Source organism: Paenibacillus sp. MB22_1 (genome assembly GCF_047200555.1).
In the GTDB taxonomy this organism is placed as follows: Bacteria; Bacillota; Bacilli; order Paenibacillales; family Paenibacillaceae; genus Fontibacillus; species Fontibacillus phoenicis.
Genome location: NZ_JBLADV010000001.1, coordinates 1,379,161 through 1,395,874, shown reverse-complemented (window position 1 = coordinate 1,395,874; position 16,714 = coordinate 1,379,161). Strand labels below are relative to the sequence as shown.

Below are 16,714 nucleotides of genomic sequence, written 5' to 3'. Positions count from 1 at the left end.
TTGGGCGAGCAACATTTCGATCCAGAAAGCGATGCAGAAGTTTTTAGGCCAATGATAAAAGAACTCCTGGATTGGATCTACACTGATATGACGCTGTACAACCCAAGATTCAATGACCCCTATATGATGACGACAAAGAAAGCTATTGGGTGCTTCCCGGCTATTTTGAAAGGAATCGAGGAGGGCGGTGGAATCCCTCGAAGGGAGAATAGGGGAGCGTCATCAGTCTCAAACCGCTTTTTTCAGGCTAAGGATGCAAGCTGGGCAGATGAGGCATATACATATAGTTAAGTTCATCGGAAAGGGGTGGCTCCATGAGATTTACGGTGCAATATATCCCTCTTAACAAGCTTAGACCCGGCATCTCTGTTCAACTTACCCAGCGAATCAAGTCGCTTCGAAAGGCCGCGCAGGATTGCATGCATCTGATGGTTGTCCGCAAAAGCCGGAAGCACGGAGGATACATCATCGTTAGCGGAAATCACCATTACGAATTTTTGAGAAAGCATACGAAAAATACAGTGGCTCCATGCTTGGTGGACCAAGGTAAAACCTCCGAGCGCGTAGAATCGTTGATCCATTATTTTCGCAAACCGTGTCGTGATTGCGATCCCGAAAGAGGATTTAGTATAATGTTCGTATTCTTTCTAATTCCAAATTTATCTAATCTTTGAAAAGGCAGGTGTATGCCATGAAATTTAGCGAATACCGATATGAACGGCCCGATGTCCAAGCTTTCCAACAGAGATTTAAGGAGCTTCTTCAGGCATTTACAAGTGCGGTTTCTTATGAAGAGCAAGACCGGATCATGCGGGAAATCAATCAACTTAGAAGCGGCTTCGATACAATGCAGGAGATCGCCAGCGTCCGGCATACGATCAATACAAACGACGAGTTTTATAAAGCGGAACAGGACTTCTATGATGAAGTGGGCCCGGTTGTGCAGGAATCGATTACAGACTACTACCGGGTTTTAGTTCATTCGAAATTCCGCGGCCAGCTGGAGAAAAAATGGGGACATCAGCTGTTCCGGCTTGCCGAGCTGTCGTTAAAGACGTTTAGCCCGGACGTCATCGAGGATCTGCAGCGGGAAAACAAACTGACCACGGAATACGCCAAGCTGATCGCCTCCGCAAAAATTCCGTTTGAAGGCGAGGAACGCAACTTGTCCCAGCTCATACCGTTCCAGCAATCGACGGATCGGGGGGTTCGCAAGCGTGCGGCCGAAGCGGCGTACGGTTTTTTGGCCGAGCATGAAGATGAGCTTGACCGGATCTATGACGAGTTGGTCCAAGTGCGGACCAAGATCGCCAAGAAGCTTGGATTCCGCAACTTCGTGGAGCTCGGTTATGCCCGCCTGTCGCGGACGGATTACGATGCCGAGAAGGTAGCGAACTTCCGAAGCCAGGTTCTCAAGCATATTGTGCCTGTGACCACGAAGCTGAAGGAGCGGCAAAAGCAGCGGATCGGCGTGGACCAGCTGCTGTACTATGATGAGAGCTTTGCTTTCAAATCCGGAAACGCGGTGCCGAAAGGCGATCCCGACTGGGTTGTGAAGAACGGGGCGAAGATGTATCGCGAGCTGTCTCGGGAAACGAATGAATTCTTCACCTTCATGACGGAAAATGGATTGATGGATCTCGTGTCCAAACAAGGTAAACAGGCTGGCGGGTACTGTACCTTTATCAGCGATTACAAGGCGCCGTTTATTTTCTCAAATTTCAACGGGACGTCCGGCGATATCGATGTGCTGACACATGAAGCAGGGCATGCATTTCAAATGTATGAAAGCCGGGGCTACGAGGTGCCGGAGTATCAATTCCCGACGCTGGAAGCCTGTGAAATTCATTCGATGAGCATGGAATTTTTCACCTGGCCTTGGATGGATTTGTTCTTTGAAGAACAGGCCGATAAATACCGCTTTGATCACTTAGCTAGTGCAGTCATCTTCATTCCTTACGGCGTGGCGGTGGATGAATTCCAGCATTACGTCTATGAGCATCCGGAGGCGACGCCGGCGGAACGCAAGCAAGCTTGGCGGGAGATTGAACGCAAGTATGTGCCTTACCGGAACTATGCGGATAACGCCTATTTGGAACGGGGCGGGTACTGGCACAAACAGGGGCATATCTTCAATTCGCCGTTTTATTATATCGATTATACCTTGGCACAGATTTGCGCGTTTCAGTTCTGGAAGAAGATGCATGAAGACCGCGAAGCGGCGTGGGCCGACTACTTGCGCTTATGCCAGCAAGGCGGCAGCCAATCCTTCACGGAGCTGGTCCAAACGTCCGGCTTGATTTCACCGTTTGAAGACGGCTGCGTCACTTCGGTGATCGGAAGCATCGAAGCGTGGCTGGACGGGGTGGACGACACCGTACTCTAAAGCGCATCCGAATTAGACGTTTGCAAGAGATTTGAATTGCGGACGTCTTTTTCTTTGAGAGATAATAAAGAGGATCAGACTTCATCGCATGGAGGAATGAACGATGGATTATGTGAAGCTAGGGAATACCGGATTGGACGTCTCGCGAATTTGCCTCGGCTGCATGAGCTTTGGCGAAGTGGTACCAGGATGGCATTCCTGGGTGCTGAATGAGGATAAGGCCCGCCCAATCATTCAAAGAGCGCTTGAGCTGGGCATCAACTTCTTTGATACAGCCAACGTCTATGCAGCCGGGACCAGCGAAGCGATCACGGGACGAATTCTTAAAGAGATCGCGAACCGGGACGAAATCGTGCTTGCAACCAAGGTGTGGGGACGCATGCATCCCGGTCCCAACGGAGCCGGATTATCGCGGAAAGCGATATTGAGCGAAATTGACAAGAGCCTGAAGCGGCTGGGGACCGATTACGTGGACCTTTATATCATCCATCGTTGGGATTACAACACGCCTATCGAGGAAACGATGGAGGCGCTGCACGACGTGGTGAAAGCGGGGAAAGCCCGGTATATAGGTGCTTCTGCAATGTACGCCTGGCAATTCCAGAAGGCCCAGTATGTCGCTGAGAAGAACGGATGGACCCGGTTTGTTTCCATGCAAAACCACTACAACTTGATTTATCGGGAAGAGGAGAGGGAGATGCTGCCGCTCTGCAAAGACCAAAACATCGCCGTAACGCCTTATAGCCCGCTCGCTTCCGGCCGCTTGATTCGCGATGCATCGGTCACCACCCATCGCTCGGAAACCGATGCGATTCAAAAATCCAAGTACGATCCCACCGCAGCGGCGGATCGTTTTATTATCGAGCGTGTGGCAGAAGTGGCGGAGAAACGCGGTGTTCCTCGCGTACATATCGCGCTGGCTTGGCTGTTGCAGAAGGAACAGGTCGCAGCACCCATCGTGGGCGCTACAAAACTATCGCATCTGGAAGATGCAGTTGGGGCGTTATCGGTCAAACTCAGCGCGGAGGAAATGGCCTATCTTGAAGAACCATACGTACCGCATCCAGTGGTAGGGGCGGAGTGAGGGTTAACTCGTCTGATCATTTAGTTTACGCAAGCGATACGCGTTCGGAAAACACCTTCGTGTCATACCCGTAGACATGGGCCAATTCGAACAGAAACTTCATTTTAATCGCAATGAATGCCGGAAAATCCACCGCATTCAACACAAGACCGCCAGCTCCGGTTCCTGCGCCTTCGGCAACCGCGATTTTTTGATAAAGGCGAAACAGTTTGTTCGCTTCTTGAGCGTTTGCCAGATTTGCTCATCTGTTTTGGCTGCCGGGCTTATCCTTTCTCCTTTTGCAGGAGGCATCTTGCCGGTGACATCAAAATAGAGATAAAAAAAGTGTGAACAAATCTTAAGAAATGAAAGAAAGAGATAATTTATTTTTTCCCTCTGTCGATATAATTCATATAATAAATATTTTGTGGAGAGGGAATTAAGTAAAATGGCAGAGCACAAGGGACAAGACAATGAAATCACGTCAAAGGATAAATATTCCACAACCCTAGAAATCACCTCATTATCTGGGGAGCGAACCTTCCGGCAGATCTCCTTCTTTAAAGAAGTCGGACAAGCTCCAAATATGGGAGACTTTATCCAACTCATTAAAACAGAGCTTGGGGAAGAAGTCGAAATCGAAACTTTACAACCCTATTGGGTGTTTAAAACCGTTCTCGGGCATCCCACGAATATCAAGAATATTCGAGTCGTAAGAACGATGAAGGATAACACTTTTCAAAAGGTGACTTTACTTTGAGATAATGTGATGATTTATAACCCGTGCGTGCACGGGTTATTTTGTTTTTATAGCCCAAAAACAAGAGCCCTTAAAAATGAGGAGTCAAACATAAGAAATCGAAAGTATCGGTATAATTCAGGCACTTTTATAATGAAATTGGAAGCCGAAGGTGAGAAGTTCATGAACTCTATTTTGCAACCGATTACAGCACGCCTGCGCAACCTGCGCCTGGTCCACAAATTGTTTATCGGCTATATCCTGCTGATCTGTATTCCGTTTGCCGTATTTGGATTGATCTTTTATAGACAAATGTACAATAATCAGCTGGATCACTTGAAAAGCGGCAAATCACAGATGTTAGAGCAGGCATACCGAAATTTGGAGGTTGATCTGACGAAAATCGAAGCGATGTATGCTCTTTTTCAAAACAACACCAGCCTGACGGAGTATTTGGGAGGATTCAGCGCAACCGATTGGGCGGAGGCGTACAGGTACAAGCGGGAGATCAGTCCCACCTTTTCCTTTGCCTACATTTCCAATCAGCTTATCGACGAAATCACCATGTATAAAGCGAATCCAGATCTTCCGATTCTATCCCCTGAAGTTCAGGATATCGCCAGATTTACGGATTCACCGCAGGCTGCAGACGTCCAGCGGCTTGCTCCTAACAAGGGGCTTTGGGCATACGAGAAGTCGGATTCGCCAAACGTGCTGCCCGCGATCCGTTATTTTCACAAGATGTACAATAACAGCTACACTCGTTCCATCGGCATCTTGCAAATCTCGTTAAACGACGGACTTTTTAAACAGTTCTTCGATGCCCAGCAGAGCCCGGAAGACGCATCGAAGATCGTTGTGGATGACAGCGGGAATCTGCTGTATGAAGAGCCGGATAACAAGCTGAATGAGCGGGAAACAATGTGAATGTGCATGAGCGTGAATCATGGTTAATCAAGCAGCCAATGTTAGCCGAGGTGGCGAGAATTGCGGACATCTTTCGGAAATATGGGATCACCACCTTTCTCAGCATCAACTTCGCCAGTCCGATCGTAGTGGGACATCTGCCAACCGCCGACCCGCTAGACGAGGACGTGATCGCATGGTGGAAAAAGGCAGCCGATGACATTTACGAGGTCATTCCCGATTTCGGTGGTTTTCTGGTCAAAGCCGATTCTGAGTCCCGCCCTGGTCCGTTCACCTATGGCCGGAATCACGTCGACGGAGCCAATATGCTGGCCGAAGCGCTGAAGCCGTATGGCGGCCTGGTCATTTGGCGCTGCTTCGTCTATAACTGCTTCCAGGATTGGCGAGACCGTACAACCGACCGGGCCAAAGCAGCTTATGACCATTTTAAGCCGCTGGACGGACAGTTTGAGGACAACGTGATTTTGCAGATCAAAAACGGTCCGATGGACTTTCAGGTTCGAGAGCCGGTATCGCCGCTGTTTGGTGCCATGCCGGATACTAACCAGATGCTGGAGCTGCAAATTACCCAGGAATATACGGGTCAAGCCAGACATGTCTGTTATTTGGTTCCGCAATGGAAGGAAGTCTTTGCGTTTGATACGTATGCCCAAGGGGAAGGCTCCGAAGTCGCCAAAATCGTATCCGGTTCGCTTTATGGACGGAAGTTAGGTGGTGTGGCGGCGGTTTCCAATATCGGCGAAGATTGGAATTGGACAGGGCATGTATTGGCTCAGGCCAATTTATACGGGTATGGGCGATTGATTTGGGATCCCAGCCTGTCCGCAGAGCAGATCGCTCGAGAATGGATTGCTTTAACGTTTGGCAACGGGTTTAAAATGACGGAAGTCATACTAAACATCTTGATGAACTCGTGGCAAACCTATGAACAATATACAGCCCCGCTTGGTGTAGGATGGATGGTGAACCCCAATCACCATTACGGACCTAATGTAGATGGATATGAATACTCCAGGTGGGGGACGTATCATTTTGCAGATCGGAACGGCATTGGCGTGGACTGCACCGTGAAGTCGGGCACGGGCTATACCGCCCAATATCATGAGCCGAATGTGAGCCGCTATGAATCGCTGGACACGTGCCCGGATGAACTGCTTTTATTTTTTCACCATGTCCCTTATACTCACAAGCTGCATTCCGGCAAAACGGTGATTCAGCATATCTATGACACCCATTTCGCCGGTGCTGAGCAGGCGCAAAACTTCCTTGATGCATGGTTGACGCTGGAAGGGCAGATGGATGAAGAGGCGTTTGAGAACGGACGAAGTCGTCTTCTAGAACAAGCGGAACATGCCCGGGAGTGGCGGGATCAGATTAATACGTATTTTTATCGTAAATCCGGAATTCCGGATGAGCAGGGGCGAGCGATTTATTAGTTTCATGAATAAATGGGAAAGAGAGCAGACGGGATGAACTCAAAAATTCTATTTAATGATGGATGGACTTTTGCCAAAAGTAGTCTGGATCCTTCCGCGGTCCAACAAGCGGCGATGGCAACCGAGGTTCAAGAGACTCTTAATCGTTCGGAGCTGCAGGGGCTCACCTTTGTACCCGTGGATTTGCCCCATGATTGGCTGATCTATAACACGCTTAACCTTTATGAGAACAGCATCGGTTGGTACCGTAAAACCTTTGTTTATTCCGGCAATACGGAAGAACAGGAGGTTGCGCTCGCTTTTGACGGCGTGTATATGGATTCGACGCTCTATGTGAACGGGAAGCGGATCGGGGAATGGAAATACGGTTATTCCTCGTTTGAACATGAGATTACTGAAGCGCTTGTGCCTGGGGAAAACGAAATATTGGTTAAAATCGTTCATTTAAGTCCCAACAGCAGGTGGTACTCCGGTGCGGGGATCTACCGTAGTGTTTGGCTGAAGACCCGAAGCCGCAGCGCTTATATCGTAACGGACGGGATCTATGTTTCTACCCGCCGTGAAGAGCAGGAATGGCGTATGGAAATCGAGACGGAGCTGCGACTCGATCCAGACCGACATCAAGAGTTTGTGCTCACCCACAGTCTGTTTCACAAGGGGGATGTCGTACAAACATCTTCAGCAACGCTAGTTCCTGCAGTTGATCCTGGGATGCAAAACGTTCAAACCCTGAGGCTGACTTCTCCTCGGCTTTGGAGCCCAAATGAACCTCAGTTGTATACGCTCGTTACGGAGCTGTCCCTACTAACGTCCGGGGAGAACGCAGGGAAGGAAGAGCGTTTAGTTATTGAAAGGGTGACCCAATCCGTTGGTTTCCGTGAAGTGAAGATGGATCCAGACAAGGGCCTCTTCATCAATGGAGTTCCCATGAAGCTGAATGGTGTCTGTGAGCACCATGATCTTGGGGCATTGGGGAGTGCCTTTAATAAAGAGGCGCTACGTCGCAGATTTCGTCTGTTGAAGGAGATGGGAGTGAATGCTGTCCGGACCGCTCACAATATGCCTGCCCCAGAGTTGATGGAGCTTGCGGCTGAGATGGGACTGTTTGTCGTATCAGAAGCGTTTGACATGTGGGAACGATCGAAAACGATGTATGACTACTCCCGTTTTTTTAAGGAATGGGCCCAACGGGATGTAGAGAGCTGGGTCAGACGTGACCGAAATCACCCCAGCCTGCTGATGTGGAGCATTGGGAATGAAATCTATGACACGCATGCGGATGAAAGAGGGCAAGAAATCACCCGGATGCTGATGGAAGAAGTGCATCGGCACGACCCTAAACATAACGGGAAGGTGACTATTGGCTCGAACTACATGCCTTGGGAAAATGCCCAGAAATGCGCGGATATCGTGAAAGTTGCCGGATACAATTATGCGGAGAAATACTATGAACGCCATCACGCCGAACATCCGGACTGGATCATTTATGGCAGTGAGACGTCTTCGGTGGTGCAAAGCCGGGGGATTTATCACTTCCCGTTGGAGCAGTCGATTCTGGCTGATGACGATGAACAATGCTCTGCATTAGGTAACAGCCCAACCAGCTGGGGGGCAAAATCAGCGGAGGCTTGCATCTTGGCTGAACGGGACACGCCTTTCTCTCTGGGACAATTTCTGTGGGCAGGGTTTGATTATATCGGGGAACCCACCCCTTATCATACGAAAAACGCCTATTTCGGTCAGCTGGATACCGCGACTTTTCCTAAAGATTCTTATTACATTTATCAATCGGCATGGACGAACTACAGGGAGCGGCCGATGGTTCATCTCTTTCCGTACTGGGATTTTAATCCGGGTCAATTGATTGATGTCCGTGCCTGCTCCAATGCACCGAAAGTCGAGTTGTTTTGTAACGGGATCTCTCAAGGAAGCTTTACGATCGATCATCAGCATGGCCTTGAGCTTGTCCCCACCTGGAAAATCCCTTATCAGCCCGGTGAAATTAAAGCGGTCGCTTACGATGACCAGGGCGAAATAATAGCGACGGATGTACAAAGGTCCTTTAAAGATGCTGCACGCATCAAGCTCAAATCCGATAAATCATTCCTACTGGCCAACGGAACCGACCTGGCGTTCATTGAAATCTCAATGGAAGATGAAGATGCAAATCCCGTGAGAAATGCGAACAATCGAGTAACCGTTGAAGTCGCGGGAGCCGGGCGGTTAATTGGATTGGATAACGGAGACAGCACGGACTATGATCCTTACAAAGGCACGAGTCGGAGATTGTTCAGCGGAAAAGCGATGGCCATCGTGGCAGCAAACACAACACCAGGCACGATTGTCGTGAAAGTCAGCTCGAAAGGGATGGAGAGTCAGAGCATTACTCTTGAATCTCGGTCGGTAGATCAGGGACTCACAGGTGTTTCTGCCCAATTTGGAAACCGTGAGATGCCAATTGTGATGGGAACCTCGGACGAAATTCCGGTGCGAAAAATAGAGATTCTTTCGTTATCCGGACAACAGCTGACTGCCGAGCATCCTGAAATCCAACTGGAAGCCAAGCTTTACCCAGCGAATACCTCCTACACGGAAGTGGAATGGAGCGTGGTTAATGATGCGGGCATACCATCTAACCTTGCTCAAATCGAGGCGGATGGGCATCGGGCTAGACTCCGTGCTTTGGGGGACGGGCGCTTCCGTGTGCGTTGTACGAGCCGCAACGGTACGGACAAAATTAAGCTGATCTCCGAGTTGGAGTTTCAAGCAACAGGGCTGGGCGAGGCGCAGAAAGATCCGTATAGCTTTATCTCGGCGGGACTGTACGATTACAGCTTCGGGGAGATCGGAAACGGCAATGAAAGAGGCGTGGCTACCAGCAGAGATGGGGAATCTCGGATCGGCTTCCGGAATCTTGATTTTGGGCTTCAGGGGTCGGATGAAATCACGCTGCCGATCTTTGCGTTGACCAGCGAGCCTTACCTGATTCAAATCTGGGAGGGGATGCCTGGGGAAGAGGGCAGCGAACAGATTGCAGAAGTCATTTACCAGAAGGAAACGCGGTGGAACGTGTATCAGGAAGCAACATTTCGTTTGAATAAGCGCCTTCGCGGCATTACTTCAATTTGCTTTGTGCTGAAGCAGAAGATTCATCTCAAAGGGTTCTCATTCACACGCCAAAATCGGGCTTTGCTACGGAATGCGGCTGCGGATTGTGATCATATCTATGGGGACAGCTTCCGAATCGAAGGGAACAACGTAGAAGGGATCGGAAATAATGTATCACTGGAAATGAAGCAGCTGGATTTCGAGGGAGAGGGCGCATCAAAGCTGTTGATCTGCGGTCATTCACTCATCGATAAAAATACGATCCATGTGCAGTTCACAGCAAATGGCAAAGAAAACCGGCAGTTGATCGAATTTACACAAACCGACGGGTACGAGGTCAAGGAATTCCCATTAAATCGCGTGACGGGCGTTCAGGATGTAACGTTTATCTTTTTGCCGGGCAGCAATTTTGATTTCAGTTGGTTTCAGTTTGTGAAGTAAAAATGGTTATTGGGGGATATAGGCGACGAGAAATTCGAATGAAAGAAAAGGAGCAAAGTGAGATGAAAGTCAGTAAGGATTGGAATACAACGAAAGCGAACCAACCGCCAGTGAGTGTCATCGGCTTAGGTATGATGGGTTCAGCTCTTGCCCAAACGTTCCTGAAGGAAGGTCATCCGACGACCATATGGAATCGTACAAGGCGATATATTGGCCGGTCGAGTGATCGTAAATCTCACCAACGGCACTCCGGCTCAAGCTCGACAAACCGCCGCTTGGGTAGCCAACCAGGGCGCTGAATATCTGGATCTGGACGGCGGAATCATGGCTGTCCCACAGATGATCGGCACTCCTGGAGCACTTGTGCTGTATAGTGGATCTGAAAAGGCTCTCCAAACCTGCGAACCAACGCTCAAGGGGCTAGCAGCTGTGAAATATCTTGGCGAAGACCCGGGCTTGGCGCCTCTCTATGATTTGGCACTGCTAAGCTCGATGTACGGAATGTTCGCAGGTTTCTTCCATGCCACGGCCATGACCCGTTCGGAACAGATCAAGTCGGAGGCGTTCACGGAGCTTGTGATTCCTTGGCTTCAAGCCATGTCGACATCGCTGCCCCGGCTGGCACAGGCGGTAGATGAGGGAGATCATCGAACGAACGTATCCAGCCTTTATATCAATAAGCTGGGATTTGTTAATTTAATTGAAGCGTCCCAAGAACAGGGCATTAGTACGGAGCTCATGACACCGATTCAAGAATTGATCAACCGCAGTGTCGCGGAAGGTTACGGAACCGATGGACTTTCAAGGTTAGTGGAGTTGCTCCGAAGAACTGATCGCCATACTCATCATCCTTTTCTGGGCTCTCATTTGATCAATACGTTGTTCCAGTTTCTGTTGAACCGTAGCCAACGTTTGAATTTGATGGACGATCTCCGCATGCTTATCGTCATAGGTTTCGGGACTCATTGATATCGTAAGCAACATAAGTATCATGGCACTTCAAAATTTCAAGAATCTCCTTCGTCGACAACCCAAGCTCTATATAAATTTGGATGGTTTTGATTCGCTTAATATCAGCCTCGTCGAATTCCCGATAATCATTTAATCATTATCTAAACACTTTCCTTTCCATTGAAGTAATCCAAATTCTATTATATAGTATCATTACTAATCAATGGATCTAGGACTTCATTTTCTTGGGCTTAGGCTTGTAATATGATCTCATTTTTACAACCGATCTCTTTGATGAGAGCGGAGGGGAGAGGGGATTTAAAATGACCGAGTACGTTAAGAAAATGAGAAAATTAATTGGACATGAACCGTTACTATTATGCGGTGCAAGTATTATTTTATTTAATCAGTTAAATCAAGTTCTAATGCTAAGAAGAAGTGATAATGGTTGCTGGTGTTTTCCAGGCGGAGCTGTTGACCTAGGTGAAAATACTGAATATTCGGTTCGAAGAGAACTGTTTGAGGAGACCGGTTTAAGTGTAGAAGAATTGAGTATTTTTGGTGTTTTCTCAGGAAAAGAGTTGCACTATATTTACCCTAATGGAGATGAAGTATATATCGTCGATATTGTTTACTCTAGCAATAAATTTTATGGAGAAATAAACATTGATAATGAAAGCAGAGAATACCGATTTTTTGATATTGAAGATATACCTGCCGAAATTAGTCCTCCCGTAATGCCAGTTGTAAATGAGCTAAAGAGAAGAAACCGGTCAAATAATGTGTAATCATTCCATAAAATAGGCATCCGTAAGTTTCTCACTTATCGCGTGTAATTCCTATTTTTACAGAGGTGATATTCATGACAAACAAAGTCACACTCAGTAACTATAGTGACCTTTGGGCACAGGAATTTGAGAAAGATCGTAATCGCATTCTGGCTTTGCTCGGTGATAAGGTGAAGCGAATTGAACATGTAGGTAGCACTTCAATTCCTGGCATGGCGGCTAAGCCGATTATAGATATTGCGGTGGCGGTAGATCATCTTTCCATTATCGATGATTGTGCGATCGCACTACTTAACCAAATCGGCTTTGAATACGTACCAAAAGAGGATTTCCCCAATCGTATGTTCTTTCGAAGGGGCGAATGGGGGAACGGCACACATCATCTACATGTGTACGAATATGAAAGTGAGGAATGGAAGAACATTATTTTCTTCCGGGACTATCTAGTCAAGTATCCCGACGTTGCCGTTAAATACTTGAACTTAAAACGTGAAATGGCGGAGATCTGTCCTGACCGGCAATCATATACGTTGTGCAAGGCACCGTTTATTCAAAAAATACTTGCTCAAGCGAATGAAGAATTCAACAACACGCAGCAGTAACTAAAAGGAGAGAGAGACTTCTAAATCTCTAATCTTGCAGAGAGTTTTGATTCCTCGCCAAGTTATTGAAGCGGATTTAACCTAACAAGGAAAGGGCTTTTATTTAACTTATATACATATGTACAAAATACGGGTTTTGTGAAAAAGTCATACAAAAAAGACCGCAGGAACTGTTTTGACTGTTTCCAACGGTCTTGTTTCCTTATGGTCCTACTTGTCCATATTATTTACGGCTTTACGCATCTCTTCATCCGTTAAGTGCGTGTAAATCATCGTGGTTTGAATCGATGCATGGCCTAATTGATTTTTCAGTCGCGGCACGTCGTTATTCTCCTGGTGATAACGCGTTGCGAAGGAATGGCGTAATGCATGGACGGTCAAGGCGGGTTTGCCAAAAGCCGTTGCGTACTTCTCAATCAGTTTCTCAATCGATCTTGGCGTTAATCGCCGGTTTTTGCCTTTACGTCCGACCGGCGCACCCATAAATAAATATGTTTCTGATTTTTCCGGCTTATACCGCGCTTCGCGAATTTTGATATAATTTTCCAGATCTAACTTCGCTTGTTCGCTAAAATATGACAGTTTGCGTTTGCGCGTATCGATGAACTCGGTCACGTACCAAGGCAAATCCGTTAATTTCTCATCAATTCGGCTCATATAATGAGCTTTCGTGGTTTTATCCATGTTGAACGCGCACCTCCTGTTTTTAGAATAATCCATATCTATTTATTCGTCAAATTATTATTTTACGTAATATTAAATTTTCTGCAGCGAACTTTTGCGCGTATCATTACAGCCCCCTCAAGTATATTTAATGAGCCTTCTTTCGCTTCTGACGAGGCTTCGGATTCTTTACAGTTTGCTTTTGCTGTTATTCCAAAGTGAATATTTGAGCATTTTAATAGCCCCACCAACCAGTTAAGATTGACAGGGCTATTTTCTGAATCTACTTTAGTAAATCAACTATATCTCTGACAATTTCATCCTTTTTATATGAGCGTTTTGCAGTAATCTGAGGCCTTGAGCCGTAAGGATTTTCGGACATAAAAAAGGGACTTCACCCCAACTTGGAGAAGTTTTCAAGTGACTAAACCCAAAAACCTCAAGGATGGAGGAAGTCACTTTGTATATTCTCCAAGAATGTCTGTTTTCCTTCGAAGAACTTTTAAAAATTCAACCCAAGGAGAGATTGCCGATCTTCTTCAGTTCTCTCGATCTGAGACCGTATGCCAAGGAACTGAGAAGCCGTTCACCCCGAGGCGCTGAGGGATACTGCAGACAAGGTATTCTACGAGCACTCTTGGCTGCGCCGCTTGAAGGAATAAGTACCTTTTCAGGGTTGCATAAGCGTTTGGATACGGATCTCCGGTTTCGTTATCAGTGTGGTCTTCCGCTGGATCGAGAAGCTCCTTCCATATCCACATTAAGCCGAGTTTTCTCAGAACTGACGAGAAAGGACTTGGCAAAACGGCTTTTTGAGGATTTGGTCACACGCTGTCAGCAGGAAGGTATCATAGAAGGCAGTAACGTCGCCATAGACAGCGCCGCTCTCCGCGCTTACGAGAAAAAGCAGCCCAAACGCAAAAGCGAGCAAACGGGTAATGCGAACTGGGGCGCAAAAATTGATTCCTTCGGCAATAAAATCACATGGTTTGGTTACAAAATTCATCTGGCGGTCGATACGAAAAGTGAATTGCCGATCGCCTTGGAAGTAACGCCGGCGCATGTCAATGATGGAGAAATGGCGCCGGGCCTGATCGAGAAAACAGCGTCCAGGACGAGCACACGATTTTTCATACTCGATGCGGGCTACGACCAAATGAAAGTTTATGAGGCCGCCCGCAACGTCAAGGCACAAGCCATCATTCCCCTTAATCTGCGGGGGGAGAAGGAACCGCCTGCTGGCATGACCTCGAACGGAACACCGTGCTGTTCCATGGGTTATGCGATGACATACTGGGGAGTTGACGGCGATATGCATAAATTTCGCTGCCCGCATGCCACGGGTAAAGTCGACTGTCCGCTTGGCATGGCTGCCTGCTCGTCTTCAAACTATGGAATGGTCGTCAAAATAAATGCGAAGGATGATCTCCGGCGATACAGCATCCCTCATCGGGATACAAAGCGTTGGAAGGAACTTTACAATGAACGAACCAGCGTAGAACGCTGCAACTCCCGATTGAAAACCTATTTGACGGCAGACGCCGCACATGTCCGGGGCATTCAGAAAGTCACAACTCACCAGTATTTGAATGCCATTGTTCTGCTTGCATCTGCGCTCGCCGTTTCTCATCATTCAAAACGGGCTGCCGCTTAAAAAACGAGCTGTTCTAAAATTCTGCAAGTCTGCCCTTTTCTTCATCCATATAATACCATTTTCGAAAATTACCCCTTAACGACAGTGAATATGCTATCGCTTCTTCTCTGAAACGGAATTATGCAAAACACTCATATAAGAACCTATCAATAGTTGAGAAAAATAGTTTGTTTGAACTCTTGGGGATGATTTGAATTGGTTGTTTGAATAGTAACATTATATAAAGGGAATTACCTTTAGCAATTGGAATATTCTTCTCGTAAAGCCCTCTATAAATCTGCTCTGTAACTTCTGGCATATATTGGTCCGTAAATTTCTCCATGTAGGCTTTAATACCGTAATCAGGCCACCACCACAACGTAAATGCGTTCCATACCCTTTCAGCTGTGTGGAAGACGGAATCATTTCTAAACAGACTTGCATAGTCATCTCTAAAATGAAGCGTGTCTAGAGGATTGTCCATGAATTGTTGCTGTTCATACTCCTTCACAATCGTATTCCAACAAGCCTTTAAAGCAACGATAAAACTTTCTGGTTCAAGCAACTCTTGTTGATCTAAAATTAAGTATCTGCCTGGAAAAATCTCTTTTCTCCCAAAGTAGCACTCATAAATGTTTTCGATGTATAATAGAAAATTCATATCCATAGGGGATATGTTACTTATTTGCAATTGTTGATATTTTCGAGAAATAGACATGTTAAAAACTGATCCCTATAGTACAGGGTGGCACGATCCACTAAAGAGCCCCGAAGCATCTCTTGCCGTCCCACTTATGCTAACACTATAAGTGCCACTTGGTAAACCCAATTCCACGTAATCGCCGCACGCTTCACCAAATACGCCGCTGCAAGATATCCGTATAGAATCGTAAAATACAGGAACACCATTTTGATATCTTGATATTGTCAAAGAGCCTGTAAAAACATGTGCTGTGGAAAAACGAGGATTTATCTCCCATCTGACTGCCCCACCCGCACCAAAGACTGAATCTAAACGAGCATATCCTCCATCTCCAGAACAAGTTGTAAGTGGCTTGAACTGCCCATCAACATTATCCACAGTATCATCAGCACACACATAATTACCTTCGACAGTAATACTTTCAGGAAGTGATGCAAAGTCTTCTGGAACTTCAACCTGCGCTGTATTTTCATTGAGATTAAACGCAAAAGTATGAATTGGAACTAAAAACAAAAAAACAAGAAGTAACCCAGCGACTTTTTTCACCATTCTATTTCCTCCACTTTTAATTTTTATATTTTACTCTTTTTATACCATATATTGCTATATTAGTCAAATAATATAGACAAACCATTCTGGTTTAGTGTCGGTGGAACTGCCTATCCAGCAGCAAAAGCGGCGGAATGGAATATGACCGATACGCTGCGGTTGGTTTTGGCGGAGAAAATATCAGAGTGGCCGGCCTGCATGTGGCGTTTATGGACACGGACATGACCGCCAATGTGAAAGGACCCAAAGCGAGCCCTGCTGAAAATGCGAAGCTTGCCGGCGTTCCCATGAATATAGTCCTTCAAAGTAACTCCTCGTTCCTCCGCTTTCGTCCGAGCCACCTCGAGATGTCGCTTGGACAAATCCAGCAACGTGACCTCATGCCCTTGCTCAGCCAAATAAATCGAATATCTGCCAGGCCCTCCCCCGATATCCAATACGCGTAATCGCTTGCCGGTAATGTATTCGTCAAAATAACGCCTTGTTATGTCATACTCGATTCGATGTCGAACTAACCGTTCCCATTCGTCATATTCCGTATCGTACCATCGCTCGATTTCTTCCATTTCCGATGCCCCCAAACCTGAGAATATTGAAAAGATTATAATCCCTATTCCCCGCAAACACCACAGCAAATATCGCAAGAATCGCCTCTTCGCAGGGGTGAATATTTCGTCTGGACGCGTCCCAAACTATCGCGGAGAAACGTTCATGTTCTTCACCGC

At 46.9% G+C, this 16,714-nt stretch carries 15 protein-coding genes and 3 pseudogenes; 12 read left to right on the top strand and 6 right to left on the bottom strand.

What is annotated here, in order from left to right; all coding sequences use genetic code 11:
- From ACL02P_RS06495 to ACL02P_RS06485, 3 genes are all read left to right on the top strand, one after another.
- Positions 1-291 carry a hypothetical protein gene (locus ACL02P_RS06495; protein WP_412836984.1) on the top strand — a complete coding sequence of 97 codons (291 nt, stop codon included), beginning with the start codon at positions 1-3 and terminating at the stop codon, positions 289-291.
- 400 nt (positions 292-691) lie between these two features.
- Positions 692-2,386: a M3 family oligoendopeptidase gene (locus ACL02P_RS06490; protein WP_412836983.1), complete on the top strand. Its 1,695-nt coding sequence runs from the start codon at positions 692-694 to the stop codon at positions 2,384-2,386.
- 103 nt (positions 2,387-2,489) lie between these two features.
- Entirely contained in the window at positions 2,490-3,470 is a 981-nt protein-coding gene (locus tag ACL02P_RS06485; protein ID WP_009223316.1) for an aldo/keto reductase, read from the top strand.
- A 37-nt stretch (positions 3,471-3,507) separates the two neighbouring features.
- Here the strand turns inward: ACL02P_RS06485 and ACL02P_RS06480 are convergent.
- Positions 3,508-3,693: pseudogene (locus ACL02P_RS06480) on the bottom strand (EcsC family protein); the annotation flags it as partial.
- Positions 3,694-3,897: 204 nt separating this feature from the next.
- Here ACL02P_RS06480 and ACL02P_RS06475 point away from each other — a divergent pair.
- The 6 genes and pseudogenes from ACL02P_RS06475 to ACL02P_RS06450 all read left to right on the top strand — a co-directional run bounded on the left by ACL02P_RS06475 (position 3,898) and on the right by ACL02P_RS06450 (position 11,069).
- On the top strand, positions 3,898-4,209 hold the full coding sequence (locus ACL02P_RS06475; protein ID WP_009223317.1) for a hypothetical protein: 312 nt from the start codon (positions 3,898-3,900) through the stop codon (positions 4,207-4,209).
- 162 nt (positions 4,210-4,371) lie between these two features.
- Positions 4,372-5,115: a hypothetical protein gene (locus ACL02P_RS06470; protein WP_412836982.1), complete on the top strand. Its 744-nt coding sequence runs from the start codon at positions 4,372-4,374 to the stop codon at positions 5,113-5,115.
- Positions 5,106-6,551: pseudogene (locus ACL02P_RS06465) on the top strand (alpha-glucuronidase); the annotation flags it as partial. The gene ACL02P_RS06470 and the pseudogene ACL02P_RS06465, both read left to right, overlap by 10 nt.
- A gap of 33 nt (positions 6,552-6,584) precedes the next feature.
- Positions 6,585-10,100, top strand: a complete 3,516-nt coding sequence (locus ACL02P_RS06460; RefSeq protein WP_412836981.1) for a glycoside hydrolase family 2 TIM barrel-domain containing protein — start codon at positions 6,585-6,587, stop codon at positions 10,098-10,100.
- A 2-nt stretch (positions 10,101-10,102) separates the two neighbouring features.
- Positions 10,103-10,399, top strand: coding sequence for an NAD(P)-binding domain-containing protein (locus ACL02P_RS06455; protein WP_412836980.1), 297 nt, complete (start codon positions 10,103-10,105; stop codon positions 10,397-10,399).
- Positions 10,311-11,069 (top strand): hypothetical protein, encoded by a 759-nt coding sequence (locus ACL02P_RS06450; RefSeq protein ID WP_412836979.1) that lies wholly within the window; start codon positions 10,311-10,313, stop codon positions 11,067-11,069. Before ACL02P_RS06455 ends, ACL02P_RS06450 begins: the two co-directional genes overlap by 89 nt.
- Here the strand turns inward: ACL02P_RS06450 and ACL02P_RS06445 are convergent.
- Entirely contained in the window at positions 11,047-11,154 is a 108-nt protein-coding gene (locus tag ACL02P_RS06445) for a hypothetical protein (RefSeq protein WP_412837324.1), read from the bottom strand. The two genes, ACL02P_RS06450 and ACL02P_RS06445, sit on opposite strands and share 23 nt — an antisense overlap.
- A 220-nt stretch (positions 11,155-11,374) precedes the next feature.
- Between ACL02P_RS06445 and ACL02P_RS06440 the strand changes: the two genes are divergently transcribed.
- Both ACL02P_RS06440 and ACL02P_RS06435 read left to right on the top strand, forming a co-directional pair.
- On the top strand, positions 11,375-11,839 hold the full coding sequence (locus ACL02P_RS06440; RefSeq protein WP_009223322.1) for an NUDIX hydrolase: 465 nt from the start codon (positions 11,375-11,377) through the stop codon (positions 11,837-11,839).
- A gap of 74 nt (positions 11,840-11,913) precedes the next feature.
- Positions 11,914-12,441 (top strand): GrpB family protein, encoded by a 528-nt coding sequence (locus ACL02P_RS06435; protein WP_412836978.1) that lies wholly within the window; start codon positions 11,914-11,916, stop codon positions 12,439-12,441.
- Positions 12,442-12,651: 210 nt separating this feature from the next.
- Here ACL02P_RS06435 and ACL02P_RS06430 read toward each other — a convergent pair.
- Positions 12,652-13,032 (bottom strand): annotated as a pseudogene (locus ACL02P_RS06430) (tyrosine-type recombinase/integrase); the annotation flags it as partial.
- 532 nt (positions 13,033-13,564) lie between these two features.
- Here ACL02P_RS06430 and ACL02P_RS06425 point away from each other — a divergent pair.
- Positions 13,565-14,758 (top strand): transposase, encoded by a 1,194-nt coding sequence (locus ACL02P_RS06425; protein ID WP_412836977.1) that lies wholly within the window; start codon positions 13,565-13,567, stop codon positions 14,756-14,758.
- Between the two features lie 118 nt (positions 14,759-14,876).
- Here the strand turns inward: ACL02P_RS06425 and ACL02P_RS06420 are convergent, their stop codons facing one another.
- From ACL02P_RS06420 to ACL02P_RS06410, 3 genes are all read right to left on the bottom strand, one after another.
- On the bottom strand, positions 14,877-15,455 hold the full coding sequence (locus ACL02P_RS06420; protein WP_412836976.1) for a hypothetical protein: 579 nt from the start codon (positions 15,453-15,455) through the stop codon (positions 14,877-14,879).
- Positions 15,456-15,470: 15 nt separating this feature from the next.
- Positions 15,471-15,989 (bottom strand): hypothetical protein, encoded by a 519-nt coding sequence (locus ACL02P_RS06415; protein ID WP_157273283.1) that lies wholly within the window; start codon positions 15,987-15,989, stop codon positions 15,471-15,473.
- A gap of 110 nt (positions 15,990-16,099) precedes the next feature.
- Positions 16,100-16,555 (bottom strand): class I SAM-dependent methyltransferase, encoded by a 456-nt coding sequence (locus tag ACL02P_RS06410; protein ID WP_050769667.1) that lies wholly within the window; start codon positions 16,553-16,555, stop codon positions 16,100-16,102.
- Between the last annotated feature and the right edge of the window lie 159 nt (positions 16,556-16,714).